Origin of the sequence: Novosphingobium sp. PhB165, from assembly GCF_004341845.1 — a bacterium.
Taxonomy (GTDB): domain Bacteria; phylum Pseudomonadota; class Alphaproteobacteria; order Sphingomonadales; family Sphingomonadaceae; genus Novosphingobium.
The window spans coordinates 649,244-673,171 of the sequence record NZ_SLVB01000001.1 but is presented as its reverse complement, the minus strand read 5'-3'; the positions used below and the strand labels follow the sequence as shown (position 1 = coordinate 673,171).

Genomic DNA, 23,928 nt, shown 5'->3' with positions numbered 1-23,928 from the left:
GAGGACTGGGCCGATCCGCAGCGATGTGGGGAGGCTAGATCGATTTCAGCTATAATAATCCTGCAACGAACGCACTTCAAGCTGGGTCCCGCGCAGTGCGGAAATTGCCTGTGCAGCAGCGACGCTGGCGGTGGCCGTGGTGAAGTACGGAACCTTGCCGGTCAGCGCCGAAGCGCGGATCGATTGCGAGTCCTTCAGGCTTTGCCACCCTTCGGTGGTATTGAAGATCAGCGCGATTTCGCCATCGACGATCTTGTCGACGATGTGCGGACGGCCTTCCGCCACCTTGTTGACGAGTTCCACCGGAACGCCCGCTTCGCTCAGGTACTTGTGGGTGCCGGCCGTGGCGACGATCTTGAAGCCTTCCTTCACCAGCGTCTGCACGCCGGGCAGGATCACGGCCTTGTCGCTGTCCTTCACCGAGACGAACACGGTGCCGCTGTCGGGCAGGCGCATGCTGGCGCCGAGCTGGGCCTTGAGGAAGGCGCGCGGGAAGTCGGCATCAAGGCCCATGACTTCGCCGGTCGACTTCATTTCAGGGCTGAGCACCGGATCGACGCCGGGGAAGCGCGCAAACGGGAACACCGCTTCCTTGACCGCCATATACGGCAGATCGCGCTTGAACGGCGGGAAGTCGGCCAGCTTTTCGCCCGCCATCACGCGCGAGGCGATCTTGGCGACCGGCTGCCCAAGCGCCTTGGCGACGAAGGGCACGGTGCGCGAGGCACGCGGGTTGACCTCGATCAGGTAGACCTCGCCGTCCTTCACCGCGAACTGGATGTTCATCAGGCCGCGCACGTTGAGGCCAAAGGCCAGTGCTTCAGCCTGACGCTCCATCTCGGCGATGATCTCGGCCGACAGGCTGTACGGCGGCAGGGTGCAGGCGCTGTCGCCCGAGTGGATGCCCGCTTCCTCGATGTGCTGCATGACACCGGCAACGACGACCTGATCGCCATCGCAAAGCGCATCGACGTCGCATTCGATGGCGTCGCGCAGGTACTGGTCGATCAGCACCGGGCTGTCGCCGGAAACCTGAACGGCAGTGGCAATGTAGTTGTCGAGCTGCTGTTCGCTGTCGACGATTTCCATCGCGCGGCCACCAAGCACATAGCTGGGGCGCATCAGCACGGGGTAGCCGATGCGGTTGGCGACGTTCACTGCCTCGTCACGGCTGCGGGCAATGCCGTTGGCCGGCTGCTTGAGGCCAAGCTTTTCGACGAGCGCCGAGAAACGCTCGCGGTCTTCGGCAAGGTCGATGGCGTCGGGCGACGTACCAAGGATCGGGATCCCGGCGTCTTCCAGCGTCTGTGCCAGCTTGAGCGGCGTCTGGCCACCGAACTGCACGATCACGCCGACAAGCTCGCCCTTCGACTGTTCAACGCGCAGGATTTCCAGCACGTCCTCGCCGGTCAGCGGCTCGAAATAGAGGCGATCCGAGGTGTCGTAGTCGGTCGAGACGGTCTCGGGGTTGCAGTTGACCATGATGGTCTCATAGCCAGCCTCAGAAAGCGCGAAGCAGGCGTGGACGCAGCAATAGTCGAACTCGATGCCCTGACCGATGCGGTTGGGACCGCCGCCGAGGATCACGATCTTCTTGCGGTCGGACGGATTGGCCTCGTTCTCGGGCTCACCGAAGATCGGGGCTTCGTAGGTCGAGTACATGTAAGGCGTCACCGCCTCGAACTCGGCCGCGCAGGAGTCGATGCGCTTGAACACCGGGTGCACGCCCAGCTTCGTGCGCAGCTTGCGCACTTCCTCTTCGCTGGTGGCGCCGGTCATAGCGAGCAGGGTGTCGTGCAGCAGGCCCGAGCGCTTGGCCTGGGTCTCGCCCATGCCGCCGGCAACGCCGACCGAACGCACGGCCAGCGTGGCAAGGCGCTTGTCCGAGAAGCCCATGGCCTTCAGGCGGCGCAGACCCTGCGCATCCACCGGCAGGCCGTGCTTCATGATCTGCGCCTCTTCGGCGATGATCTCTTCGATGTGGCGCAGGAACCACTTGTCGTAGTGGGCGATGGCGTGGACTTCATCCACCGTGAAGCCTTCGCGGAAGGCCTGCGCGACATGCAGCAGGCGCTCCGGCGTCGCGCGCGACAGCGCGGCGGTGATGACGTCGCGGCCCGCACCTTCCAGTTCGACCACGCGGTTGAAACCGTCCAGGCCGGTTTCAAGGCCGCGCAGGGCCTTCTGCATCGATTCCTTGATGTTACGGCCGATCGCCATGACTTCGCCCACCGACTTCATCGCGGTGGTGAGGTCGTTCTTGGCGCCCTTGAACTTCTCGAATGCGAAGCGCGGGATCTTGGTGACGACGTAGTCGATGGTCGGCTCGAACGCGGCCGGCGTGGCGCCGGTGATCTCGTTCATGATCTCGTCGAGCGTGTAGCCCACGGCCAGCTTCGCCGCGACGCGCGCGATCGGGAAGCCGGTGGCCTTCGAAGCCAGCGCCGAGGAGCGCGAAACGCGCGGGTTCATTTCGATGACGATCAGGCGGCCGTCCTTCGGATTGACCGCGAACTGCACGTTCGAACCGCCGGTTTCGACGCCGATCTCACGCAGCACCTCGATCGAGGCGTTGCGCATGATCTGGTATTCCTTGTCGGTCAGCGTCAGCGCCGGAGCGACAGTGATGGAGTCGCCCGTGTGGACGCCCATCGGATCGACGTTCTCGATCGAGCAGATGATGATGCAGTTGTCGTGCTTGTCGCGCACGACCTCCATCTCATATTCCTTCCAGCCGAGCAGCGATTCCTCGATCAGCACTTCGGTGGTGGGCGAGGCATCGAGGCCCGAGCGGACGATCGCCTCGAACTCGGCCTTGTTGTAGGCGATGCCGCCACCGGTGCCGCCCATCGTGAAGCTGGGGCGGATGATCGAAGGCAGGCCCGTGCGTTCGAGCACGGCGAAAGCTTCGTCCATGGTGTGGGCCACGCCCGAACGGGCCGAATTGAGGCCGATCTTGTCCATCGCGTCGCGGAAGCGCTGGCGATCCTCGGCCTTGTCGATGGCGTCGGCGTCGGCGCCGATCATCTGCACGCCGAACTTCTCCAGCGTGCCGTCGTTGAAAAGCGCCAGCGCGCAGTTCAACGCGGTCTGGCCGCCCATCGTCGGGAGCACCGCATCCGGGCGCTCCTTCTCGATGATCTTGGCGACCACTTCCGGCGTGATCGGCTCGACATAAGTGGCGTCGGCCATGTCCGGATCGGTCATGATCGTCGCCGGGTTAGAGTTCACCAGGATGACCCGGTAGCCCTCTTCCTTCAGCGCCTTGATCGCCTGCGTCCCCGAATAGTCGAATTCGCAGGCCTGGCCGATGATGATCGGGCCGGCGCCGATGACGAGGATCGAGGAGATGTCTGTGCGCTTGGGCATGGGCTGTCCTGGGGTGTCCTGTGTGTCTTGTATGTCGGACTGGCGGCCTAGGCCACCAGTTCGCCAAACGCCTTGTCCCAGTAATCCGGGCCTTCGGCTTTGGCTTTGAGAATGATCGGGTTGCTGTCCTGTTCCTCGCGGATCACCGCCTTGAACCGGTCAGCCTGAAACTGATGCATCGAACCGCCGTACTCGCCTTCAGTGGTCGACCAGGCGCCCGTTTCGAGCATCCGGTCGATGAAGGCCTGGCCGGCTTCCTTCGAATGCTTGCGCACCTTGGGGCCGAACTTGCGGACGGCTACCGAGATCTTGTCCTCGAAGATGAGCTGCAATTCACCGTAAGGGTAAAAACGCGGCGCAACCGAGAGTTCGGCAGCCTGTCCGGCAATATAGTAAGCGATCATGTGGTCGATAAGAGCGGTCATTATATGGCACCTTGCTTTGCACGGGTTGCCGGCGCGAAGGCCGGGAACCCCAGTGCATAGGCAAAGCGACATGCCGGGTCGAAATCTCGCTGGTCCGCACCGGCAATGATCGCCGATGCGGGATACGGCGCCAGCGCCCCAGCAAGAAACCGACCCGTGACGCCCATCAGGCCAGCATCCCCACGAACTTTTCGAAGAGATAGAAGCTGTCCTGCGGTCCGGGGCTGGCTTCGGGGTGATACTGCACACCGAAGGCCTTCTTGCCCTTGATCGCAATGCCGCAGTTCGAACCGTCGAACAGCGAGACGTGCGTCTCTTCGACGTTCTCGGGCAGCGACTGGTTATCAACCGCGAAACCGTGGTTCATCGAGGTGATCTCGACGACGGAGTCGTCCAGGCGCTTCACCGGGTGGTTTGCGCCGCGATGGCCCTGGTGCATCTTCGAGGTCTTGGCGCCGGCTGCGATGCCGAGCATCTGGTGACCGAGGCAGATACCGAAGATCGGCACGTCACGGTCGAGCAGCGACTTGATGACGGGCACGGCATATTCGCCGGTCGCCGCCGGATCGCCCGGACCATTCGAGAGGAACACGCCCGCCGGCTCCAGCGCGAGGATCGCGTCGAGCGACGTTTCGGCGGGAACCACCGTCACGCGCGCACCGGCCTTCACCAGATTGCGGAAGATGTTGTCCTTGGCGCCGTAGTCGATGGCGACCACATGCGGGCGCGCATCGCCCTCGCCGTTACCGAAGCCCTGGCCGAGTTCCCAGGTCGAGCCTTCCCAGCCCTCCTGGATTTCGCGGCTGACGATCTTGGCAAGGTCCATGCCTTCAAGGCCCGGCCATTCCTGCGCACGCTTGATCAGCGCGGGAATGTCGAATTCGCCTTCCGGGTTATGGGCGATCACCGCATTGGGCGCGCCCTGCAGGCGGATGCGGCGGGTCAGCGCGCGGGTATCGACCCCGGCGAGACCGACCTTGCCCTTGGCGGCAAGCCAATCGCCGAACTCACCGGCAGAGCGGAAGTTCGAAGGCAGCGTCACGTCCTCGCGGACGACGCAGCCGACAGCGCCATCGACCTTGGATTCGAGATCCTCGTCGTTGACACCGACGTTGCCGATGTGGGGGAAAGTGAAAGTGACGATCTGGCCCGCGTAGGACGGATCAGTCATCACTTCCTGATATCCGGTCATCGCGGTGTTGAAGCAGACTTCGCCGACTGCTTCGCCGACGGCTCCAAAGCCGCGGCCCCAGACCACGTGTCCATCGCTCAGGACGAGAACGCCTGTCGCCCCTTCAGGTTTGGGCGCAAGCGTATATGCGGCGTCGGCCATGGTGGGTCGCTCCGTTTACGGCGTTTCTGACTATGTGTGCTAAGGCCCGCCCGCTAGACAGGGTTGTGCACCGCGTCAAGGCGCGAGAGGTGCAATTTGGCGCGCGGCTTGCTACTTTTGCGCCACGACAATTCCCCAAACCTATCAGAACAGCAGGAAACCAATGCTTCGTGATTCGATCAAGGCCGCCCAGATCACTGCGATGAAAGCCGGCGACAAGCCGCGCCTGGCCGCAGTCCGACTCATCCTTGCCAAGATCAAGGACCGCGACATCGAACTGCGCACGGCCGATTCTCTGCCGGACGACGATGCCATGGTGATCGACGTGCTCCAGAAGATGGTGAAGCAGCGCCGCGAATCGATCCAGCTCTTCGAGGAAGGTGGCCGTCCCGAAAAGGCCGCCGAAGAGAAAGCCGAACTGGAAGTCATCGAAACCTTCCTGCCCGCGCAGCTGTCCGAGGAAGAGACCAAGGCCATTATCGAGGCCATCAAGGTCGAAGTCGGTGCCGAGAGCATGAAGGACATGGGCAAGGTCGTCGCCGCGCTGAAGGCGCGCCACGGCGCCGAGCTCGACATGGGCAAGGCCTCGGGCTGGGTGAAGGCGGCGCTGGCCTGAACCTGACGGAACGGCGGCAGGACCGTGCTTACCCCTCAATGGCTTGACCAGCTTCGCGCCCGCACCACGCTGTCGGCGCTGATTGGTCGCTCCACCCGCCTCCAGAAGGCGGGGCGCGAGTTCAAGGCCTGCTGCCCGTTCCACAACGAGAAGTCTCCCAGCTTCACCGTCAACGATGAAAAGGGCTTCTATCACTGCTTTGGCTGCGGCGCACATGGAGATGCGATCCGCTGGATGACCGACCATCAAGGCCTGTCCTTCATGGATGCGGTCAAGGAACTGGCAGCCGAAGCAGGGATGGATGTCCCTGCCCCCGATCCGCGCGCGGCCAAGGCGGCGGAAAAGCGCGATACGCTTCACGATGTCATGGCCGATGCGCAAGCATGGTTCGTGAGCAACCTATCCTCGCCCGGCGGCGAAGCGGCGCGCGGCTATCTCGCAACGCGCGGATTCGACGCCCACACCCTCCAGCGCTTCGGCTTCGGCTACGCGCCGGAGGGGCGGCAGGCGATGAAGGAAGCGCTCGGCAAGTTCCCTGAGGCCATGCTGATCGAGGCGGGCCTGAGGATCGAGGTCGAGAATCGCGATCCCTACGACCGCTTTCGCGGCCGCCTCATGCTACCGATCGAGGATGCGCGCGGCCGGGTCATCGCCTTTGGCGGCCGTATCCTCACAAAGGAGAAAACTGAGGCCCCCAAGTATCTGAATTCTCCGGATACGCCGCTGTTCGACAAGGGCCGCACGCTCTACAATCTGCACCGCGCCGCGCCCGCCGCGCGCCAGTCGGGCCGGATGGTGGTGGTCGAAGGCTACATGGACGTTGTCGCCATGGCGGCGGCGGGAATCGGCGAATGCGTCGCCCCGCTCGGCACCGCACTGACCGAGCATCAGATCGAGATGCTGTGGCGTCATGTCGAAATGCCGGTCCTCTGCTTCGATGGTGACGCCGCCGGTCAGCGCGCGGCCATGCGTGCGGTCACGCGGGCACTTCCGCTGCTGCGCCCTGCCCACTCCCTGCGAATCGTGCGCCTGCCGGAAGGGATGGACCCCGACGACCTCATCAAGGCCAAGGGCGCGCGGGCCATGGAGGACATCCTCGGCACCGCGAAAAGCCTTGTCGACGTGCTCTGGGAAGTCGAACGCGATGCCCAGCCGCTCACGACGCCTGAGGACAAGGCCGGGTTGAAGGCCCGCCTGATGGAGCATGTCGACGCGATCCAGCATCCGGATATCGCCAGCCTCTATCGCCGCGAGCTTCAGGACCGCTATTCGGAGTTCGCCTTTCCCAAGCGCGAAAGCCGCTGGCAACAAGGGGATCGCGGCCAGTCCCGCCCCGGCCAATGGAACCAGCGTGGCGGCGGCGGTGGGCGGGGCAACTTCCAGAAAGGCCGCTGGAGCCCCCTGCCCGAATCGGATCCCGAATCGCTTGAACGCCTGCGCAAGGCCGCCTCGGGCGGCGCGCGGGACGGGCTTTCCGCCGCCGTGCTGGCCGGGCTGATCCGATGGCCCGACCAGATCGCGCGCCATGCCGAAGCGTTGGCCCGCACCCCCGGCCTCGATCCGCGCTTTTCCTTGCTGCTCGATTGCTACGACGTGAACCATCATGCGAAGGAACCGCTTGTAAGCGAGGCTCTTGCCACCATATTGTCGAACAGTGGCCTGGAGATCCCCGGCACCGCAGAATACTCCGGATTGCGCTTCGGGTTCTTGAATCCTGACGCAAGCGCGGATCAGGCGGCAGAGGATCTTGTGCAGGCCGTCGATCTCTTGGTGGAGCGTCCGGTACTGGAAGCGGCTTTGGCGCAGGCAACATCCCGCTTCGAAAGCGAACTATCGGATGAGGCTTTTGCCGAACAGCAACGTCTTCTCAAGAGAAAGCTGGAATTCGATAGTCGCCTAAGGCAAATGGCTACTAGGCAGGCGGCTTCGTCATGATTGTTTAGAATCAGGGCGTAGGCACGGGGAAAACGGCGGATAGATGAGCAAAAACGACAACACCGGCGATACCAACGACGATGCGCCGCTGATCGACCTCAACGAGGCCTCGATCAAGAAGCTGATCGCCCGCGCCAAGCGCCGGGGTGTCATCACCGTTGACGAGCTGAACGAGGCCCTCCCGCAGGACCAGATGTCCACCGACCAGATCGAGGACATTATGGCCGCGATCTCGGAAATGGGCGTCAATATCGTCGAGAGTGACGAAGACGCCGACAATAGCCAGGACGACGACCGCGAGTCGGAAGAGGCCGATGGCGACGAGATTTCGCCGCGCATGGTGGTCGACGCCAAGAAGAAAGAAACGGTCGAGCGCACCGACGATCCAGTGCGCATGTACTTGCGCGAAATGGGCGCGGTCGAACTGCTCAGCCGCGAGGGCGAAATCGCCATCGCCAAGCGGATCGAAGCCGGCCGCGACATGATGATCCTGGGCCTCTGCGAGAGCCCGATTACTTTCCACGCCATCATCCAGTGGTCCGAAGCCCTCAACAACGGCGAGATGCAGCTGCGCGAGATCCTCGATCTCGACGCCATGCTCTCGAAGGAGCCTGCGCCCGAAAGCCTGTCCGAAGACGGTGAAGGCGATGACGACGGCGAGATCAGCGAAAAGACCGCCGGCCCCTCCTTCAAGGAGGACGACGAAGCCGAGGAAGAGGAAACCGTCGACGAACTGGACGAGGACGGCGAGCCCCGTGCCAAGCGTCCGGTTGAAGAGGAGGAGGAAGACAACACCCTCAGCCTCGCGCAGATGGAAGCGGCCCTCAAGCCGGAAGCGCTTGAAAAGTTCATCCTCATCACCGAGCTGTTCCGGGCCTTCGAACGCCTCCAGTCCGAGCGTCTCGACGCGCTGGCGCTGGGCATCGACTTCCCGGCCGCCAAGGAAGAACAGTACCAGTCGCTGCGCGAGGAACTGACCGCGCAAGTCGAATCGGTGAAGTTCCACGCGACGAAGATCGAATACCTCGTCGACAACCTCTACGCCTTCAACCGCCGCCTGACCGCCCTTGGCGGCCAGATGCTGCGTCTGGCCGAGCGCCACAAGGTGAAGCGCGCGGACTTCCTTGAGACCTACGTGGGTCGCGAGTTGGACGACGCGTGGCTGTCGGACATGTCCAAGAAGGACAAGAAGTGGGCCGCCTTCGCCGAAGCTGAAGCCGATCCGGTCGAGCGCATCCGCGCGGAAGTCTCTGACATCGCCGCCGCCACCGGCATGGCGCTTCCCGAGTTCCGCCGCATCGTCAACATGGTCCAGAAGGGCGAGCGCGAGGCGCGCATCGCCAAGAAGGAAATGGTCGAGGCGAACCTGCGCCTGGTGATCTCGATCGCCAAGAAGTACACGAACCGCGGCCTGCAGTTCCTGGACCTCATTCAGGAAGGCAACATCGGCCTGATGAAGGCGGTCGACAAGTTCGAGTACCGCCGCGGCTACAAGTTCTCGACTTATGCCACCTGGTGGATCCGGCAGGCGATCACGCGCTCGATCGCGGATCAGGCGCGCACGATCCGTATCCCGGTTCACATGATCGAAACGATCAACAAGCTGGTCCGCACCAGCCGCCAGTTCCTTCACGAGCAGGGCCGTGAGCCCACGCCGGAAGAAATGGCCGAGCGTCTTTCGATGCCGCTCGAGAAGGTGCGCAAGGTGATGAAGATCGCCAAGGAGCCGATCTCCCTCGAAACGCCGATCGGCGACGAGGAAGATTCGCACCTGGGCGACTTCATCGAGGACAAGAACGCGATCATCCCGGTCGACGCAGCGATTCAGGCGAACCTCAAGGAAACGGTCACCCGCGTCCTTGCCTCGCTCACACCGCGTGAAGAGCGCGTGCTGCGCATGCGCTTCGGCATCGGCATGAACACCGACCATACGCTTGAGGAAGTGGGCCAGCAGTTCTCGGTCACCCGCGAACGTATCCGCCAAATCGAGGCCAAGGCGCTACGCAAGCTCAAGCACCCGAGCCGCAGCCGCAAGATGCGCTCGTTCCTCGACCAGTAACGGTCGAAAGCCGGACACTTCAGAAACGCCCGCAACTCCGGTTGCGGGCGTTTTTCTTTGCCTGCGCGGGTTTTCTTACCTCGGCGCGTAGACCGCGATGCTCAGCGCCGGGGCGTCAAGCCGAACCCAGAGCGCAACACCCACCGCCGCCAGCAGGAGGAGAACGGTCAATACCTGCGACCCCCTCAGCGAAACCGGCCCACGCAGCGGCACCAGCGCGCAAACGGTGACCGCGAGCGGCAGTACTGCCACCATCGGCATGGTCGGACCCACCGCCTGCATCAGCAAATAGCCGAGCATCAGCATATAGCCCGTGACCACGCCCGCCACGATCATTTCGGCCGTACGAACCACGCTGCCGAACTCGAACGCTCGCAGCAGAGCGACAACGCCGCCCAGCAACAGCGGTATCGTCAGCACATAGGCGGCCGTCGGCGCGAAAATCTGGAACGCCGCGCCGGCCAGCCACAGTGGCAGGACGAGACCAGCCTCTCCGGCGGGCCTGTCCGGCTTCCGGCCAGCCACCAGCAGCGCCGCGGCAAGGCTGGTGCAGAAGGTCATGATCTGGAGGCGGGGGATCGCCGCGAGCCGGTCATAATAGTTCACCGGCCCATCCGCGCCCGACAGCAGGTTGAGCAAGTAAAGCGCAGCACCGGTCACGATGACGAGCCCGAGCATGCGCCCCAGCCCGCCCACGAACGCCCGCCCCTCGAAACGCCGGAGGGCATGCACCGCATAGCCGGCGAAACCAACCGCCAGCATCACCCACCCCCACCAGGCCGCGTAGTGCACCGCGAAAAGTCCGAACACGTCGAAGAACACGATGTCGGGTGACTTGCCGGGCAGTTCCGGCGCATTGGCCATCGCCCGCGCCAGCTCCAGCGCTTGTTCGCCCATCTGCTGGAGCGAGCCCTGATCGAGATTGGCGGCGGTCGCCAGCGGTGAATGATAGAACGCCGGCCTGCCGATGAACGCGAAGTTCCACGCCGGATAGCCATGCGGCAGTGCCACGGTGAGGTCAGTGTCGTTGGGCAGCACGCTGTAAATGAAGGTCGCCAGCGACGTTCCCGCCGGGTGCGGCACGGACGAGGCCCAGAGCCGCGCCACATCGCCATTCATGGCCGAAGTCTGGAACAGGTTGGCCTTGCCCCCGCCTCCGCGCGTCTCAAGATTGATGATTGCGCCGATCTGCCGCGCTTCCGGCGCCTGACCGAAGAACAGCCTCGCGCCATTGAGGTTCGCTTCCTCGCCATCGGTGAGGATCACCATCACGTCGCGGCGACGTTCGCGATCCTGTGCAAGCGCCCGCACGGTTTCCAGTATCGAGGCAACGCCCGCCCCGTCGTCGGCTGCGGCAGGCGAGCCCCAGACGCTATCGTAATGCGCCATCAGCGCCACCGCCGGCAGATCGCGATCCTTGCCGGGCAGCACGGCCACGATGTTGACGAGCGGGATTTCCGCCCGATTTTCGCCGCTGCGCCGGTTCAGCTGGTCGCGCACGTCTGCCGGAAACAGGGCCTGCTGCGTGCGTACGGTCATGCCGAAGGCACCGAGCCGGTTCATCAGATAGCCGCGCAGAGCCGCATGCTCCGGCGACCCACTGGGATGCGGCGCGCGGGCAATGCGGGTAATGTCCGTCATCGCCCGTCCGGCGGAAAACGCATCGGCAGGCGCGCTGACAGATGCCGAGCGCGGCGGTGTCGTCCCCAACACGGCCAGGATCACGGCAAGAAGGAGCGCAAGAACAAATGGCTTTGCCGACTTCACCGCTAACCCCTTTCGAGAAACGGAGAACATCCTTCCCGCCGCCACCCCTGTCAATCGCGCCGGACAAGAGGCTTTCGGCACTGTAAATCGGCGCTATTATGCCCATTCCCGTTAATTGCGCCCCCATGGGGCGGACAATGGTGGCATTGCGACGAAGTCACGACTAAGGGGATGCGCAAACGAATCCCCGCATCAGGACAGGCACACCGCTCCCATGCGCATTGCGATTGCATCTGACCACGCCGCCGTCGACCTCAAGGCCGAACTGCGCGAATACCTCATCGAACTCGGCCACGAAGTTGCCGATCTCGGCCCCGAAACCGCCGACCGTGTCGATTACCCCGACTACGGCTACAAGCTGGCTTCGGTCGTCGCAGACGGCATTGCCCAGTTCGGCGTCGCTCTTTGCGGCTCCGGCATCGGCATTTCGATCGCCGTGAACCGCGATCCGGCCTGCCGCTGCGCGCTCGTTTCCGAGCCGCTCTCGGCCGCGCTCGCGCGTGAGCACAACGACGCCAATGTCATCGCCATGGGCGCCCGCCTGACCGGCATCGACATGGCCAAGGCCTGCCTCGACGCATTCCTCTCGACCGAGTTCGGTGGCGGACGCCACGCGGGCCGCGTCGAAAAGCTTTCCAATCCGTCCTTCTGAAGGGGCTTTCAGAACATGACCGTCGAAACCGCCATCCGTTCCCCGGGCTTCTTCACTGACAGCGTGGCCCAGAGCGACCCCGCCGTCGCCAAGGCCATCGGCCACGAACTCAAGCGCGAACGCAAGCAGATCGAGCTGATCGCCTCGGAGAACATCGTCTCCAAGGCCGTGCTCGAAGCGCAGGGTTCGGTGCTGACCAACAAGTACGCCGAAGGCTATCCGGGCAAGCGCTACTACCAGGGCTGCGAGCCTTCGGACGAAGTCGAAACGCTGGCCATCGAACGCGCCAAGCAGCTGTTCGACTGCGGCTTCGCCAATGTGCAGCCCCACTCGGGCGCGCAGGCCAACGGTGCCGTGCTGCTCGCCACCGTGAAGCCCGGCGACACCATCATGGGCATGAGCCTCGATGCCGGCGGCCACCTCACGCACGGCGCCCGCGCCGCGCTTTCGGGCAAGTGGTTCAAGGCCGTGCAGTACGGTGTGACCAAGGACACCCACCTGATCGACTACGATGAGGTCGAGGCCCTTGCCAAGGAGCACCAGCCCAAGCTGATCATCGCCGGCGGCTCCGCCTATCCGCGCGTGATCGACTTCAAGCGCATGCGCGAAATCGCCGACGCCGTGGGCGCGCTGTTCCAGGTCGACATGGCGCACTTCGCCGGCCTCGTGGCTGCAGGGCTCCACCCCTCGCCCTTCCCGCACGCGCACATCGCCACCACCACCACGCACAAGACGCTACGCGGCCCCCGTGGCGGCATGATCCTCACCAATGACGAGGCGCTGGCCAAGAAGATCAACTCGGCGGTGTTCCCTGGCCTTCAGGGCGGTCCGCTGATGCACGTCGTCGCCGCCAAGGCCGTCGCCTTCGGCGAAGCGCTGCGTCCCGAGTTCAAGGACTACGCCGCGCGCGTGATCGAGAACGCCAAGGTCCTCGCCGACACGCTCAAGGAGCGCGGCGCCGCGATCGTTTCGGGCGGCACCGACACCCACCTCGCGCTGATCGACCTCTCGCCGCTGGGCGTGACGGGCAAGGACGCTGACGAGGCGCTGGAACGTGCGGGCATCACCTGCAACAAGAACGGCATCCCCTTCGATCCGCTGCCGCCGATGAAGACCAGCGGCATCCGCGTGGGCTCGCCCGCCGGCACCACCCGCGGTTTCGGCCCGGCTGAATTCCGCGAAATCGGCAACATGGTCGCCGACGTGCTCGACGGCCTTGCCAAGTGCGGCGAAGCAGGCGACGCTCAGGTGGAGCAGAACGTGCGCGCGCGCGTTGAAGCGCTGTGCGATCGTTTCCCGATCTACGAGGACTGATCCAGGAGCCCCAGTGCCATGACCGACCCCGAACGCCCCAACGACACCGGTGATTTCATCTCGGACGCTCGCCACGAGCTTGCCGGAATGTTGCAGGATGGCCTCGACCATCCGTCTACCAAGCCCGTGTTGCTCTGGGGCGCGGCGGGGGCGGTCGCCGGTGCCGTGCTGCCGTTTGTCTCGATCCCGCTCGGCCTTGCGGTCGGCGCCGGATACCAGTTCTACAAGCGCGTGCGGCCCTGAGGCCATCCTTGGAAATTGAAAGTAACTGACTGAATGCGCTGTCCTTTCTGCGCCCACGATGATTCCCAGGTCAAGGACAGTCGCCCGACCGAGGACAACACGTCGATCCGCCGCCGCCGCCAGTGTTCCAGCTGCGGCGCGCGCTTCACCACGTTCGAACGCGTCCAGCTTCGCGAAATCACCGTGGTGAAGAGCGACGATGCCCGCGAGCCGTTCGACCGGGCCAAGATCGAGCAATCGGTCACCCTCGCCTGCCGCAAGCGCGGGATCGAGCGCGAGAAGATCGACCAGCTTGTCTCCGGCGTTCAGCGTCAGGTCGAAACCCTGGGCGAATCCGAAGTCCCCTCGCGCGAGATCGGCGAGATGGTGATGGAGGGCCTGCGCCAGCTCGATTCGGTCGCTTACATCCGCTTCGCCTCGGTCTACCGCGCGTTCAACGAAGCGCGCGATTTCGAGGCATTCGCCGGCACCGTACGCGATGTGGCCGGGCAAGGCGCCACCAAGGGCGCAGCAAAGGACGGCGACAATGGCTGACGTGAACAAGCCGGTCATCGTGCTGGTCCGCCCGCAACTGGGCGAAAACATCGGCAAGGCCGCGCGGGCCATGCTCAACTTCGGCCTGACCGAGATGCGCCTCGTCGCCCCGCGCGATGGCTGGCCCAACCCCTCGGCCGGTCCCGCCGCCGCCGGCGCCGACACGGTGCTGGAACACGCGAAAGTTTACGAAACGCTGGCCGAAGCCGTTGCCGATTGCGCCAATGTCTACGCCACCACCGTCCGCAAGCGCGGCGTGACCAAGCCGGTTGTCACGCCGGAACAGGCCGCGCGCGAAGTGCATGAGGCGCAAGGTCGTTCGGCCTATGTGTTCGGCCCGGAGCGTTCGGGTCTGGAAACCGAGGACGTCGCGCTTGCCCGCGCGATCCTGACGGTGCCGATCAACCCGGAGTTCGCCTCACTCAATCTGGCGCAGGCCGTGATCCTCTGCTCCTACGAGTGGTCGAAAGGCGTCACCGCCTCTGGCGAACTGGCGCAGCCGACCGTGGAGGACCTGCTCCCCCCTGCCCCGCAGGAAGAATTGGAAGGCCTTATCGGCCACTTCGAGCAACTGCTCGAACCCAAAAACTATTTCTGGCCCGAAACGCGTGCGGCAGCCAATCGGCTGACCTTGCGCAATCTTCTCACGAAGCCGGCCTGGAATCACCTCGAAGTGCGCACCCTTCGCGGTGTGCTCTCTGCCCTCGGAAACGAGCGTCGCCCGCGTAGTTGAGCCGTTTTTCGGCTTATCCGCTTGACTTTCACCCCCGAGCCCGTATGGGGCACCCCTTCACATGGCGCCTGCCTTCTTGACAGGTCTGTCCATTCGGCCCCGCACCCCGGTGAAGCGGCGGCCGCATCCAGCGCATTAGGCTGGATGGTGCGCCCCGGGAAAACATGGACCGTTTCCACAGTGGAAACGGCAGCAGAAAAGGAGACGACTTATGTCGAAGCGTAAAAGCGCCAAGTATAAACTCGACCGCCGCATGGGCGAGAACATCTGGGGCCGTCCCAAGAGCTCGGTCAACCGCCGCAGCTACGGCCCCGGCCAGCACGGCCAGCGCCGCAAGGGCAAGCTGTCGGACTACGGTCTGCAGCTGCGCGCCAAGCAGAAGCTCAAGGGCTACTACGGCGACGTGACCGAGAAGCAGTTCAAGGCCACCTACCAGGAAGCCGCCCGCATGAAGGGTGACACCGGCCAGAACCTGATCGGCCTGCTTGAGCAGCGTCTGGACATGGTTGTGTACCGTTCCAAGTTCGCGCCCACCATCTTCGCGGCTCGCCAGATCGTTTCGCACGGCCACATCCGCGTCAACGGCGTGAAGTGCAACATCGCTTCGCGTCGCGTGAAGGTCGGTGACATTGTCAGCCTCGGCAACAAGGCCAAGGAAATGGCTCTGATCGTCGAAGCGCAGGCTCTGCCCGAGCGTGACGTTCCTGACTACGTCGCTCAGGACGGCACCGACAAGGTGACCTTCGTTCGCGTTCCGACGCTCGACGAAGTGCCCTACCCGGTGAAGATGGAACCGAACCTGGTCGTCGAGTTCTACTCGCGCTAAGAGTTTCGGGTCTTCGGACCAGGATTAGGAAGGGCGGCTCTTCGGAGCCGCCCTTTTCTTTTGCCCTGCATCTTCGCGAGGCGACGAAGTGCCGGAAAACGCGGTGAATCGACGGACTTGTCAGGGAACCGACATGGTTCGCGGGCATTGAACCAGCACTATGTCTCGATTCCGTTTCATCACCCCCCACCGCACCGGCAAATGGTACACGACCCTCGATCTCGCCCAGCGCTTCGCAAGCAAGATCGGCGCCGGATTCCTGGATCTGCGAAGCGGCCGCTTCGTCGCTTACCCCGGAACCCGGCTGGAAGTTTCCTGCTGCTAGGGCGTTTTTCGGGTTATCAGGCGAAGTCACCTGATAACCCGGAAAAACGCGACTAACCGCACTAGTTACTGGCTACGGTAGTCGGCAGGGCCAGTGCCTTGCGCAGGAAACCGTCGCTCTGCTCCAGGACCTTCGTGCGCGCCGCGCTGTCGTCCAGCGAGTGGGCAAGCCCCGGGAACGTCACCAGTTCCACTTGCTTGCCGGCATCGCGCAAGCGCCGCTCCATGATCTGCGACTGATGAACATTGACGTTCAGGTCCCAATCGCCGTGGAACATCAGCACCGGCACCTGGATCGCGCCGACGTTCTGCGCAGGCGAACCTTGTGCAACGTGGGGGCCGTTGCCGATTTGCTGATCGACCAGCCGGTAGTCCGTGCGATTCAGGTGATCCTGCCGCAAAACGCTGAGATCGGTTACCGGCGCAATCGCCACGATCGCCTTGAAGAGCCCCGGATCGAGCACGCCTGACTGAAGCGCGGCATAGCCGCCGTAGGACCAGCCGACGATTGCCAGCTTGTCCTTCGCGGCAATCCCGCTCGACACCAGCCAGCGGCCTGCGTCATCGACATCGCCGATGGCCGTCCGCCATGACTGGAAACCGTTCTTCTCGAACCAGGCTTCCCCGAACCCGGCCGAGCCCCGGAAATTCGGCTGAAGCACGGCAAACCCGCGTGCCGCGAAGAACTGCACCAACCAGTCGAAACCCCACTCGTCACGCGACGAAGGACCGCCGTGCGGCATGACGATCGCCGGAAGGTTCTTGCCATCACTGCCCGGCGGAAGAGTCAGATAGCCGGGGATCATCGTCCCGTCGGCGGCCGGGAACTGGACCGGCTTCATCTCGGCCAGCTTGCGCCCCGCAAGCGCCGGCCGCAGCGGCAGGATTTCTTCGAGATGGCGGGTTGCCTTGTCATAAAGATAGTAACGCCCCGGATCGACATCGCTACCGGCGAACATCACCAGCTTGCTCTCATCCTCGCTGGACGAGACGAAATCCACCAAGGGCGATCCCGGCAGCGCCTTGCCGAGGGCGCTGCGCAGTTTCGCCAGTTCGGGGTCGAAATATTCGGCTTTTCGATAGTCGCCGGCATAGGACACGCCGACCACCCGCTGCGTGCGCCCCAGACGGACGAGATCGTCCACCTCTATCCCGGGCTTGCTGAACACCAGCTCGCGCGCCTTGCTGCCGTCCAGCTTCTCTCGATAGAGCGCCAGATAGCCGTCCTTGCGCTCGAAGCCGTAGGCGGCATCCAGCGTGGGATCGACCGCCACCGGCTGGAAACCGCTGTCCGAACCGGAAGCATTGAGCGTGACCCGGCTCAACAGATCCCACGAATGCGAATCCTTCGTTCGATAGAAGTAATTGATGACATTGGTGTCGTACCCGCCGCTGGTGGTGGGATTCAGACCTCTGATCCGCACCGAACCCCGACCGTCGGTGATGTAATCCGTCGCATCGATGTTGGGCTTTTCGATCGTGGTGCGGCGCAGCGTTCGAACGTCCACGCTCTCGACGCCCAGCCCCTCAAGGGAACTGGCAAGGTGAGTTCCGATCTGTTGCTCGGGCACGAACTGGCGCAGCATCAGCACTTCGCCCGGCCGCGCGCCGGTCCAGTCGATGATGTCGCCGCCGTACCATGCGAAGCCGACAGCGCGCGAACTCTCGGCCGGGGTAACTACCTTGAGCGGCTTACCGTCCAGATAGAGCGCCACGAGCCGCGTGAACGACGTCAAATCGCTGGTCGCCACCGAGACGCTGCAAACCAGCTCATTGTCGGATGGCCAGGAGCAATGCCGAATCCTTTCGGCCGCGGTGTTGGAAACCACCAGCGTACGCAGCTTCGCATCCTTGTCGTATTCGGCCACGGCAACCGCGGTACCGTTCCGACCGATCGACTGGATCATCGCGATCTTCATGCCGCTTGGCGACATGCTGACGCCGTCCACCGCTTCACGCGTACCGAAGAGCGCCGCCACGGCCTCCACGCTCTCAGCCTGTGCCGTCGGTGCCGCCTGCGCGGTCGTCGCAAGACCGGCACAGGCAAGCGCCGCCAGCGATGCCGAGGCAACAAACCTTTTCATGAAATCCCCCAAATCAAAACCTGACCGTTAAAGCCGGCCCAATCGGGGGAGGAAGTTAAAATGCCGACATATCAGCCGAAATAATCGCGCCGGAAATCGGCCGCGAAAGCCGCGAACCGGCTCTCGGCGATAGCATCGCGCATACCTTGCATAAGTTGCTGATAGAAAGAGATATTATGCTCCGTCATCAATATCGCACCGAGCATCTCTCCCGACTTCACGAGATGGTGCAGATAGGAGCGGCTATAAGTGCCGCAAGTCGGGCACTTGCAGCGCTCGTCGATGGGCGCACTGTCCTCGGCATGGCGGGCATTGCGCATGTTGAGCGGGCCATTCCAGGTGAAGGCCTGCCCATTGCGGCCCGAGCGGGTGGGCAGCACGCAATCGAACATGTCTACCCCGCGCTCCACCGCGCCCACCAGGTCGTCGGGCTTGCCGACGCCCATCAGGTAGCGCGGACGATCCGCGGGAAGCTGCTGCGGCGCGAATTCCAGCGTGGCGAACATCGCCTCCTGCCCCTCGCCCACGGCAAGGCCGCCGATCGCGTAGCCGTCGAAGCCGATCTCGCTCAGCGCATCGGCCGAAGTCTTGCGCAGCCCCTCGTCGAGCGCGCCCTGCTGGATGCCGAACAACGCCGAGTTGGCGGCATGCTCGCCGCCGCTGTCGAAAGCCTCGCGGCTGCGCTTCGCCCAGCGCATCGACATCTCCATCGAACGCGCGATCACGTCGCGCGGCTGGTCGATCTTCGGGCATTCGTCGAAGCACATGACGATGTCGGAGCCGAGCAGCCGCTGGATCTCCATCGAGCGTTCCGGCGTCAGCAGATGGCGCGAACCGTCGAGGTGGCTGGCGAACGTCACGCCTTCCTCGGTGATCTTGCGCAAGTCCGACAGGCTCATCACCTGATAGCCGCCGCTGTCCGTCAGGATCGGGCGGTCCCAGTTCATGAACTTGTGCAGCCCGCCCAACCGCGCGACGCGCTCGGCGCCCGGGCGCAGCATCAGGTGATAGGTATTGCCCAGCAGGATGTCGGCGCCGGTGGCGCGCACATCCTGCGGCTTCATCGCTTTCACCGTGGCGGCGGTGCCGACCGGCATGAAGGCGGGCGTGCGGATTTCGCCGCGACGCATCTTGATGACGCCGGTGCGGGCCTTGCCGTCGGTGGCGTGGATGGAGAATTCGAAACGGGGGTTCATGCCCCGCCCGTTATCCAATTCAGAAGCCGTAGACCAGCGAGAACCGCGAAATGGTATCCGTCCTGAGCGTACCGTCGGGCGGCGAGGACTCGTGGGAGAACGAATAGGACAGCTTGGCCTTCAGGCTTTTCGACATCCCGGCCTCGATACCGGTATTGGTGGTGAAGGTGCTGTTGCCGGTCTCGATATACGACGACGCCGTCTGCGTGAGCTTCAGCGTGTTGTCGACTTTCCAGCTGAAATCGAGCGAGGTCAGCGTCGACCATGTCGTCTCGGAAGGATCCACCACAAACCGCGTGCGGCGCACCGCCGGTCCGACTTCCACCGACAGCGCCAGATCACTGCGCTTGATAACCCGGTAACCAAGCCCGCCCGACAGCGAGTAACGATCGCGGAAGCCCTGGATTTCGTTGCTTTCCCACTGGGTACGACCGAACGTGAACAGGCCGTCGTTCAGCGTGTAGCGGGCCTGATAGCTGGCAAGGTACTGCTCACGCGTAACCGTGCCCGAATCCTTCTGGTAGTCCGCCGTCAGCTGGACGGTGTGCTGCCAGTCGATCCCCTTGCGATCGAGATTGAGCGCGCCGGAGAAGCCGAAGTTGCTGGTGTTGCCGGTGGCGCGGAATGCACCCAGTTCGACCTTGCCGGTCCACAGCTCAAGGATGGCCGACTGGCGGATGCGCTGCGTTTCCGCGTTGGCCTTGGCGGCGAGCTGGCGGGCAGCCTCGTCGTCGTAGCTCTTCTTCATCGCCCGGATCTCGTCCTTGTCGTAAGGCTCGGTATCCAGCGCAACTCTTACGACAGCGGCCACCGTGGCCGAATCGCCGGTGCGGATCGCCGATTCGAGCATGGCGCGCACGTTCTCGGGCAGGCGCGGCGGGCCGCACGGCACGAACGGCGTGGGCCACGGATAAGCCGGCAATGCGAGCGCAAGCGGCTCCACCGGCACGATGACCGGGGCCGCTTCCGCCGGATTTCCGGGGGCTACAGGCAAAGTAAGGGGACTCTGTGCCTGTGCAGGAACGGCAACAAGCAGCAGCGGCAGACCCAACAAACGCATCGACATACCAGAAAGTTAGCGGCCCAAGAAGTTAACGACCAAAGCGTTAACGCCTTAGGCGCGCAGGCGCCAGCCGGTGCGGAAGATCCATGCGATGAGCGCAATGCAGATCGCGAGGAACGCCAGCGTCATGATCAGGGAAATGCCGATCGGGAAGTCCGACTTTCCATAGAAGCACCAGCGCAGGCCGTTCACCAGATAGACCACCGGATTGACCATCGCCACCGAGCGCCACGGCTCGGGCAGCATGCCGATCGAATAGAACGTGCCGCCCAGGAACGTCAGCGGCACCACGAAGAGCACCGGCACGATCCCCAGCTTTTCGAAACTGTCCGCCCAAATGCCGAGGATGAACCCGAACAGCGAGAATGTCGCCGATACCAGCAGGATGAATCCCAGCGTGTAGACCGGGTGGACGATCGTGTAGTCGACGAAGAACGTCGCCGTGGTGAGGATGATGGCAGCAAGGATCAGCGACTTGGTCGCCGCCGCGCCGACGAAGCCGATCAGCGTTTCGGCCACGCCCACCGGCGCGGAAAGCAATTCGTAGATCGCCCCGGTGAAGCGCGGCATGTAGATGCCGAAACTGCCGTTCGACACGCTCTCCGCAATGAGCGTCAGCAGCAGCAGGCCGGGCACGATGAAGGCACCGTAGCTGACACCCTCCTGCCCCGAATGCATCCGGCCACCGATCGCCGCGCCAAAGACGACGAAGTAAAGCACCGTCGTCAGCACCGGCCCGAGGATCGACTGCATCGCGGTGCGCATGGCCCGCATGACCTCGCGCTTATAGATGGTCCAGGTGCTGCGCGCGTTGAAGGCGATCATGCCGCCGCTCCTTCCAGAAGATCGACGAAGATGTCTTCAAGGCTCGATTCGCGGATGTCGATCGACGTGTAGTCGATACCCGCCGTCACAAGACGCTTGGTAAGTTCGGCCACTTCGGCCTTGCCCCGTCCCGAACCGTCGCCGCCGCGATAGACCAGTTCCATCCCGTCTTCGGACAGGCTGACATTGAGCCCCTCCAACACCGCCGGCACCGCCGCGAGCGGCGAAGACAGGGGGAAATGCGCTTCCGTCCGCCCCAGCCGCTTCATCAGCGCGCGCGTTTCATCGACCATGCGGATGCGGCCGGCCTGGATGATTCCCACGCGGTCGGCCATTTCCTCGGCCTCTTCGATGTAGTGGGTGGTGAGGATAATCGTCGTGCCCCGGTCGCGCAGAAGCGAGATCTGCGCCCACATGTCACGCCGCAACTCGACATCGACACCGGCAGTCGGCTCATCGAGGAACAGCAGTTCGGGCTCATGCGCGAGGGCCTTGGCGATCAGCACGCGACGCTTCATGCCGCCGGAGAGAGCACGGATCTGGTCGTTGCGCTTTTCCCAGAGGCTAAGCGCACGCAGGATCTCTTCCACCCGCGCCGCATCTGGCGCGAGGCCGAACAGCCCGCGCGAATAATTGACCGAGTGGATCACGGTCTCGAACATGTCGGTCGCCAGCTCCTGCGGCACCAGGCCGATGCGCGCGCGCAGGCGGCGCCAGTGGCGGTCCATGTTCTCGCCGAACGCATGGATCGTGCCGCCGGTCGGCCGCACCAGCCCGCAGACGGCGCCGATCAGCGTGGTCTTGCCCGCCCCATTGGGACCGAGCAGGGCAAAGATCTCGCCCTTGTTGATCGAAAGGTCGACCCCGTCCAGCGCCGTAAGGCCGCTGTCGTAGGTCTTTGTCAGACCGCTGATTTCAAGAATGCCTTGCATCTGTGCGTGATGCGCGAAACCGATGACGGTTCCAAGACCGAAATATCAGGCCGGCCGGGGAAATCTGCCACCAGCCGGCCAGACCGAAGGGATTATTTCTCGAGGTTCTTGAAATCGTCGTCGCGAATGTATGCCGTGTAGCCGCCGAACATCTTGGCGGACGCATCGGGATTGCTCATCAGTTCCTGCATGGCAATGCGCCCCAGTGCTTCACCGGCCGTGCTGAATCCGGCACTGCTGTGGACTTGATAGAGCGGGCGCGCCTGTTCGGCACAGTCCACAGCGATCAGCCGCGTAAAAATGGTCGCGACCTGACGATCCAGCCCGTCCTTCTGTGCCGGATCGATCTTAGCGATATCCGCGACTTGCGGCGCGCTGCCGAGCGCAGCGACGAACCAGCGCGCGAACGCGACCCGATCCTCGCCGGTGGACTTCATCACAAAGCATTCGCCCAGCTTGGCGGCGAGAGTGTGTTCGACTTCCGGCGAGAGCGGCGTTGGCGTGGGCGGCGCAGATGCCGCCGGCGGCGCGGCTGCGACGGCCACGCCAGGCAGCATGGTCGCGAGCGCGAGCGCCATCGCGGCCGCTCCCGACCATTTCGGACATGTCATGGAAGTTCCCCCTATTCTCGAATCAGCAGGCTGGAATCGCCGTAGCTGTAGAAGCGATAACCCGTGGAGATGGCATGCCGGTAAACGGCTTGCATCCGCTCCAGCCCCATTAGGGCGGAGACGAGCATGAACAGCGTGGACTTGGGCAAGTGGAAGTTCGTCATCAGGCCGTCGATCGCCTTGAAGCGATAGCCGGGTGTGATGAAGATCGCCGTATCACCCTCGAAGGGGCGGATCACGCCGTCCTCGCCGGTCGCGCTTTCGAGCAGGCGCAGGCTGGTGGTACCGACCGCGATCACCCGATTGCCGGCTGCGCGCGCCGCGTTGAGGCGATCTGCGGTGGCCGCGTCGATGCTGCCCCATTCGGCGTGCATCTTGTGGTCCTGGGTATCGTCCGCCTTGACCGGCAGGAACGTGCCCGCGCCGACGTGCAGCGTCAGCGTCTCACGCAGAACCCCGGCGGCTTCGAGCCGCGCCATCAGTTCCGGCGTGAAATGGAGCGAAGCGGTCGGCGCGGCGACGGCGCCGTCCTTCTCGGCGAACATGGTCTGGTAATCGCGGCGGTCGGCCTCGTCGGTCTCGCGCTTGCCGGCGATGTAGGGGGGCAGCGGCATGCGCCCTGCCCGCTCCAGCAGCACTTCGACCGGTTCCTCGCCTTCGAACAGCAGGACCCAGCTGCCATCGTCCAGCCGTTCCTCGGCGATAGCCGTGACATCGGCCGGAAATTCCACACGGTCGCCGGGGCGCAGGCGCTTGGCGTTGCGCACGAAGGCCTGCCAGCGGCGGAGGTCGACGCGCTTGTGCAGCGTGGCGCCGATCCGCGCCTCGCCCCGGCGGCCCTCAAGCTGGGCCGGGATCACGCGCGTATCGTTGAAGACCAGCACGTCGCCCGCCCTCAGGATGTCCGGCAGATCGTGGACATGGCGGTCGACGAGCGGGCCTTCGCCAGTCTCGTCACCGCGGCCATCCACGATCAGCATCCGTGCCGAATCGCGCGGACGCGCCGGTCTCAGGGCGATATTTTCGGGTGGCAGATCGAAGTCGAAAAGGTCAACGCGCATGGCGCGCCTCTAGGCGCGCGCCATCG

At 64.0% G+C, this 23,928-nt stretch carries 22 protein-coding genes; 11 read left to right on the top strand and 11 right to left on the bottom strand.

Going from position 1 to position 23,928, the window contains the following annotated elements:
- Positions 1–45: 45 nt before the first annotated feature.
- The 3 genes from carB to carA all read right to left on the bottom strand — a co-directional run bounded on the left by carB (position 46) and on the right by carA (position 5,127).
- Positions 46–3,369, bottom strand: coding sequence for a carbamoyl-phosphate synthase large subunit (carB, locus tag EDF56_RS03270; RefSeq protein ID WP_132385280.1), 3,324 nt, complete (start codon positions 3,367–3,369; stop codon positions 46–48).
- 47 nt (positions 3,370–3,416) lie between these two features.
- Positions 3,417–3,794, bottom strand: a complete 378-nt coding sequence (locus EDF56_RS03265; RefSeq protein ID WP_132385279.1) for a hypothetical protein — start codon at positions 3,792–3,794, stop codon at positions 3,417–3,419.
- 166 nt (positions 3,795–3,960) lie between these two features.
- A complete protein-coding gene (carA, locus tag EDF56_RS03260; RefSeq protein WP_132385278.1) occupies positions 3,961–5,127 on the bottom strand; it encodes a glutamine-hydrolyzing carbamoyl-phosphate synthase small subunit in 1,167 nt (388 codons plus the stop codon).
- A 163-nt stretch (positions 5,128–5,290) separates the two neighbouring features.
- On the opposite strand from carA, the gene EDF56_RS03255 reads away from it, so the two are divergent.
- Genes EDF56_RS03255 through rpoD form a run of 3 tightly spaced genes read left to right on the top strand, consistent with a single transcriptional unit; the run spans position 5,291 to position 9,737 of the window.
- The gene (locus EDF56_RS03255) at positions 5,291–5,743 is read left to right on the top strand and encodes a GatB/YqeY domain-containing protein (RefSeq protein WP_132385277.1); all 453 of its coding nucleotides are present in this window, start codon (positions 5,291–5,293) and stop codon (positions 5,741–5,743) included.
- A gap of 24 nt (positions 5,744–5,767) precedes the next feature.
- Positions 5,768–7,678, top strand: a complete 1,911-nt coding sequence (dnaG, locus tag EDF56_RS03250; RefSeq protein ID WP_132385276.1) for a DNA primase — start codon at positions 5,768–5,770, stop codon at positions 7,676–7,678.
- Between the two features lie 43 nt (positions 7,679–7,721).
- Positions 7,722–9,737 (top strand): RNA polymerase sigma factor RpoD, encoded by a 2,016-nt coding sequence (gene rpoD, locus EDF56_RS03245; RefSeq protein WP_132385275.1) that lies wholly within the window; start codon positions 7,722–7,724, stop codon positions 9,735–9,737.
- A gap of 75 nt (positions 9,738–9,812) precedes the next feature.
- Here rpoD and EDF56_RS03240 read toward each other — a convergent pair whose 3' ends face one another.
- Positions 9,813–11,378, bottom strand: a complete 1,566-nt coding sequence (locus EDF56_RS03240) for a M28 family peptidase (RefSeq protein ID WP_165912067.1) — start codon at positions 11,376–11,378, stop codon at positions 9,813–9,815.
- On the opposite strand from EDF56_RS03240, the gene EDF56_RS25830 reads away from it, so the two are divergent.
- The 8 genes from EDF56_RS25830 (at position 11,368) to EDF56_RS25825 (ending at position 16,131) form a co-directional block, all read left to right on the top strand.
- Positions 11,368–11,619, top strand: a complete 252-nt coding sequence (locus tag EDF56_RS25830; protein ID WP_165912066.1) for a hypothetical protein — start codon at positions 11,368–11,370, stop codon at positions 11,617–11,619. The two genes, EDF56_RS03240 and EDF56_RS25830, sit on opposite strands and share 11 nt — an antisense overlap.
- Before the next feature lie 99 nt (positions 11,620–11,718).
- Entirely contained in the window at positions 11,719–12,156 is a 438-nt protein-coding gene (gene rpiB / locus EDF56_RS03235) for a ribose 5-phosphate isomerase B (protein ID WP_132385273.1), read from the top strand.
- A 15-nt stretch (positions 12,157–12,171) separates the two neighbouring features.
- A complete protein-coding gene (glyA, locus tag EDF56_RS03230) occupies positions 12,172–13,470 on the top strand; it encodes a serine hydroxymethyltransferase (protein ID WP_132385272.1) in 1,299 nt (432 codons plus the stop codon).
- A gap of 18 nt (positions 13,471–13,488) precedes the next feature.
- Positions 13,489–13,713, top strand: a complete 225-nt coding sequence (locus tag EDF56_RS03225; RefSeq protein ID WP_132385271.1) for a hypothetical protein — start codon at positions 13,489–13,491, stop codon at positions 13,711–13,713.
- Between the two features lie 33 nt (positions 13,714–13,746).
- A complete protein-coding gene (nrdR, locus tag EDF56_RS03220; RefSeq protein ID WP_132385270.1) occupies positions 13,747–14,247 on the top strand; it encodes a transcriptional regulator NrdR in 501 nt (166 codons plus the stop codon).
- Positions 14,240–14,980 carry an RNA methyltransferase gene (locus EDF56_RS03215; RefSeq protein WP_132385269.1) on the top strand — a complete coding sequence of 247 codons (741 nt, stop codon included), beginning with the start codon at positions 14,240–14,242 and terminating at the stop codon, positions 14,978–14,980. The genes nrdR and EDF56_RS03215 overlap by 8 nt, the downstream gene beginning before the upstream one ends.
- Positions 14,981–15,191: 211 nt before the next feature.
- Positions 15,192–15,806, top strand: a complete 615-nt coding sequence (gene rpsD, locus EDF56_RS03210) for a 30S ribosomal protein S4 (RefSeq protein WP_132385268.1) — start codon at positions 15,192–15,194, stop codon at positions 15,804–15,806.
- A gap of 160 nt (positions 15,807–15,966) precedes the next feature.
- Entirely contained in the window at positions 15,967–16,131 is a 165-nt protein-coding gene (locus EDF56_RS25825; RefSeq protein ID WP_165912065.1) for a hypothetical protein, read from the top strand.
- A gap of 61 nt (positions 16,132–16,192) precedes the next feature.
- Here the strand turns inward: EDF56_RS25825 and EDF56_RS03205 are convergent, their stop codons facing one another.
- The 7 genes from EDF56_RS03205 to queA all read right to left on the bottom strand — a co-directional run bounded on the left by EDF56_RS03205 (position 16,193) and on the right by queA (position 23,902).
- On the bottom strand, positions 16,193–18,214 hold the full coding sequence (locus EDF56_RS03205) for a S9 family peptidase (RefSeq protein ID WP_132385267.1): 2,022 nt from the start codon (positions 18,212–18,214) through the stop codon (positions 16,193–16,195).
- 71 nt (positions 18,215–18,285) lie between these two features.
- Complete coding sequence (gene tgt / locus EDF56_RS03200; protein ID WP_132385266.1) at positions 18,286–19,410, bottom strand: tRNA guanosine(34) transglycosylase Tgt; 1,125 nt, start codon at positions 19,408–19,410, stop codon at positions 18,286–18,288.
- A gap of 19 nt (positions 19,411–19,429) precedes the next feature.
- Positions 19,430–20,404, bottom strand: a complete 975-nt coding sequence (locus EDF56_RS03195; RefSeq protein ID WP_243652359.1) for a DUF481 domain-containing protein — start codon at positions 20,402–20,404, stop codon at positions 19,430–19,432.
- Between the two features lie 120 nt (positions 20,405–20,524).
- Complete coding sequence (locus EDF56_RS03190) at positions 20,525–21,298, bottom strand: ABC transporter permease (RefSeq protein ID WP_132385264.1); 774 nt, start codon at positions 21,296–21,298, stop codon at positions 20,525–20,527.
- Complete coding sequence (locus EDF56_RS03185) at positions 21,295–22,230, bottom strand: ABC transporter ATP-binding protein (protein WP_132385263.1); 936 nt, start codon at positions 22,228–22,230, stop codon at positions 21,295–21,297. Before EDF56_RS03185 ends, EDF56_RS03190 begins: the two co-directional genes overlap by 4 nt.
- Before the next feature lie 92 nt (positions 22,231–22,322).
- Positions 22,323–22,808 carry a hypothetical protein gene (locus EDF56_RS03180; RefSeq protein WP_132385262.1) on the bottom strand — a complete coding sequence of 162 codons (486 nt, stop codon included), beginning with the start codon at positions 22,806–22,808 and terminating at the stop codon, positions 22,323–22,325.
- A 44-nt stretch (positions 22,809–22,852) separates the two neighbouring features.
- Positions 22,853–23,902 (bottom strand): tRNA preQ1(34) S-adenosylmethionine ribosyltransferase-isomerase QueA, encoded by a 1,050-nt coding sequence (gene queA, locus EDF56_RS03175; RefSeq protein ID WP_132385261.1) that lies wholly within the window; start codon positions 23,900–23,902, stop codon positions 22,853–22,855.
- Positions 23,903–23,928: the final 26 nt, after the last annotated feature.

Excerpts from the sequence above, each read along its gene's own strand:
- carB (WP_132385280.1), bottom strand. The coding sequence starts at position 3,369 with ATGCCCAAGCGCACAGACATCTCCTCGATCCTCGTCATCGGCGCCGGC.
- EDF56_RS03265 (WP_132385279.1), bottom strand. The coding sequence starts at position 3,794 with ATGACCGCTCTTATCGACCACATGATCGCTTACTATATTGCCGGACAG.
- carA (WP_132385278.1), bottom strand. The coding sequence starts at position 5,127 with ATGGCCGACGCCGCATATACGCTTGCGCCCAAACCTGAAGGGGCGACA.
- EDF56_RS03255 (WP_132385277.1), top strand. The coding sequence starts at position 5,291 with ATGCTTCGTGATTCGATCAAGGCCGCCCAGATCACTGCGATGAAAGCC.
- rpoD (WP_132385275.1), top strand. The coding sequence starts at position 7,722 with ATGAGCAAAAACGACAACACCGGCGATACCAACGACGATGCGCCGCTG.
- EDF56_RS25830 (WP_165912066.1), top strand. The coding sequence starts at position 11,368 with ATGTCCGTCATCGCCCGTCCGGCGGAAAACGCATCGGCAGGCGCGCTG.
- EDF56_RS03240 (WP_165912067.1), bottom strand. The coding sequence starts at position 11,378 with ATGACGGACATTACCCGCATTGCCCGCGCGCCGCATCCCAGTGGGTCG.
- rpiB (WP_132385273.1), top strand. The coding sequence starts at position 11,719 with ATGCGCATTGCGATTGCATCTGACCACGCCGCCGTCGACCTCAAGGCC.
- glyA (WP_132385272.1), top strand. The coding sequence starts at position 12,172 with ATGACCGTCGAAACCGCCATCCGTTCCCCGGGCTTCTTCACTGACAGC.
- EDF56_RS03225 (WP_132385271.1), top strand. The coding sequence starts at position 13,489 with ATGACCGACCCCGAACGCCCCAACGACACCGGTGATTTCATCTCGGAC.
- nrdR (WP_132385270.1), top strand. The coding sequence starts at position 13,747 with ATGCGCTGTCCTTTCTGCGCCCACGATGATTCCCAGGTCAAGGACAGT.
- EDF56_RS03215 (WP_132385269.1), top strand. The coding sequence starts at position 14,240 with ATGGCTGACGTGAACAAGCCGGTCATCGTGCTGGTCCGCCCGCAACTG.
- rpsD (WP_132385268.1), top strand. The coding sequence starts at position 15,192 with ATGTCGAAGCGTAAAAGCGCCAAGTATAAACTCGACCGCCGCATGGGC.
- EDF56_RS25825 (WP_165912065.1), top strand. The coding sequence starts at position 15,967 with ATGTCTCGATTCCGTTTCATCACCCCCCACCGCACCGGCAAATGGTAC.
- EDF56_RS03205 (WP_132385267.1), bottom strand. The coding sequence starts at position 18,214 with ATGAAAAGGTTTGTTGCCTCGGCATCGCTGGCGGCGCTTGCCTGTGCC.
- tgt (WP_132385266.1), bottom strand. The coding sequence starts at position 19,410 with ATGAACCCCCGTTTCGAATTCTCCATCCACGCCACCGACGGCAAGGCC.
- EDF56_RS03190 (WP_132385264.1), bottom strand. The coding sequence starts at position 21,298 with ATGATCGCCTTCAACGCGCGCAGCACCTGGACCATCTATAAGCGCGAG.
- EDF56_RS03185 (WP_132385263.1), bottom strand. The coding sequence starts at position 22,230 with ATGCAAGGCATTCTTGAAATCAGCGGTCTGACAAAGACCTACGACAGC.
- EDF56_RS03180 (WP_132385262.1), bottom strand. The coding sequence starts at position 22,808 with ATGGCGCTCGCGCTCGCGACCATGCTGCCTGGCGTGGCCGTCGCAGCC.
- queA (WP_132385261.1), bottom strand. The coding sequence starts at position 23,902 with ATGCGCGTTGACCTTTTCGACTTCGATCTGCCACCCGAAAATATCGCC.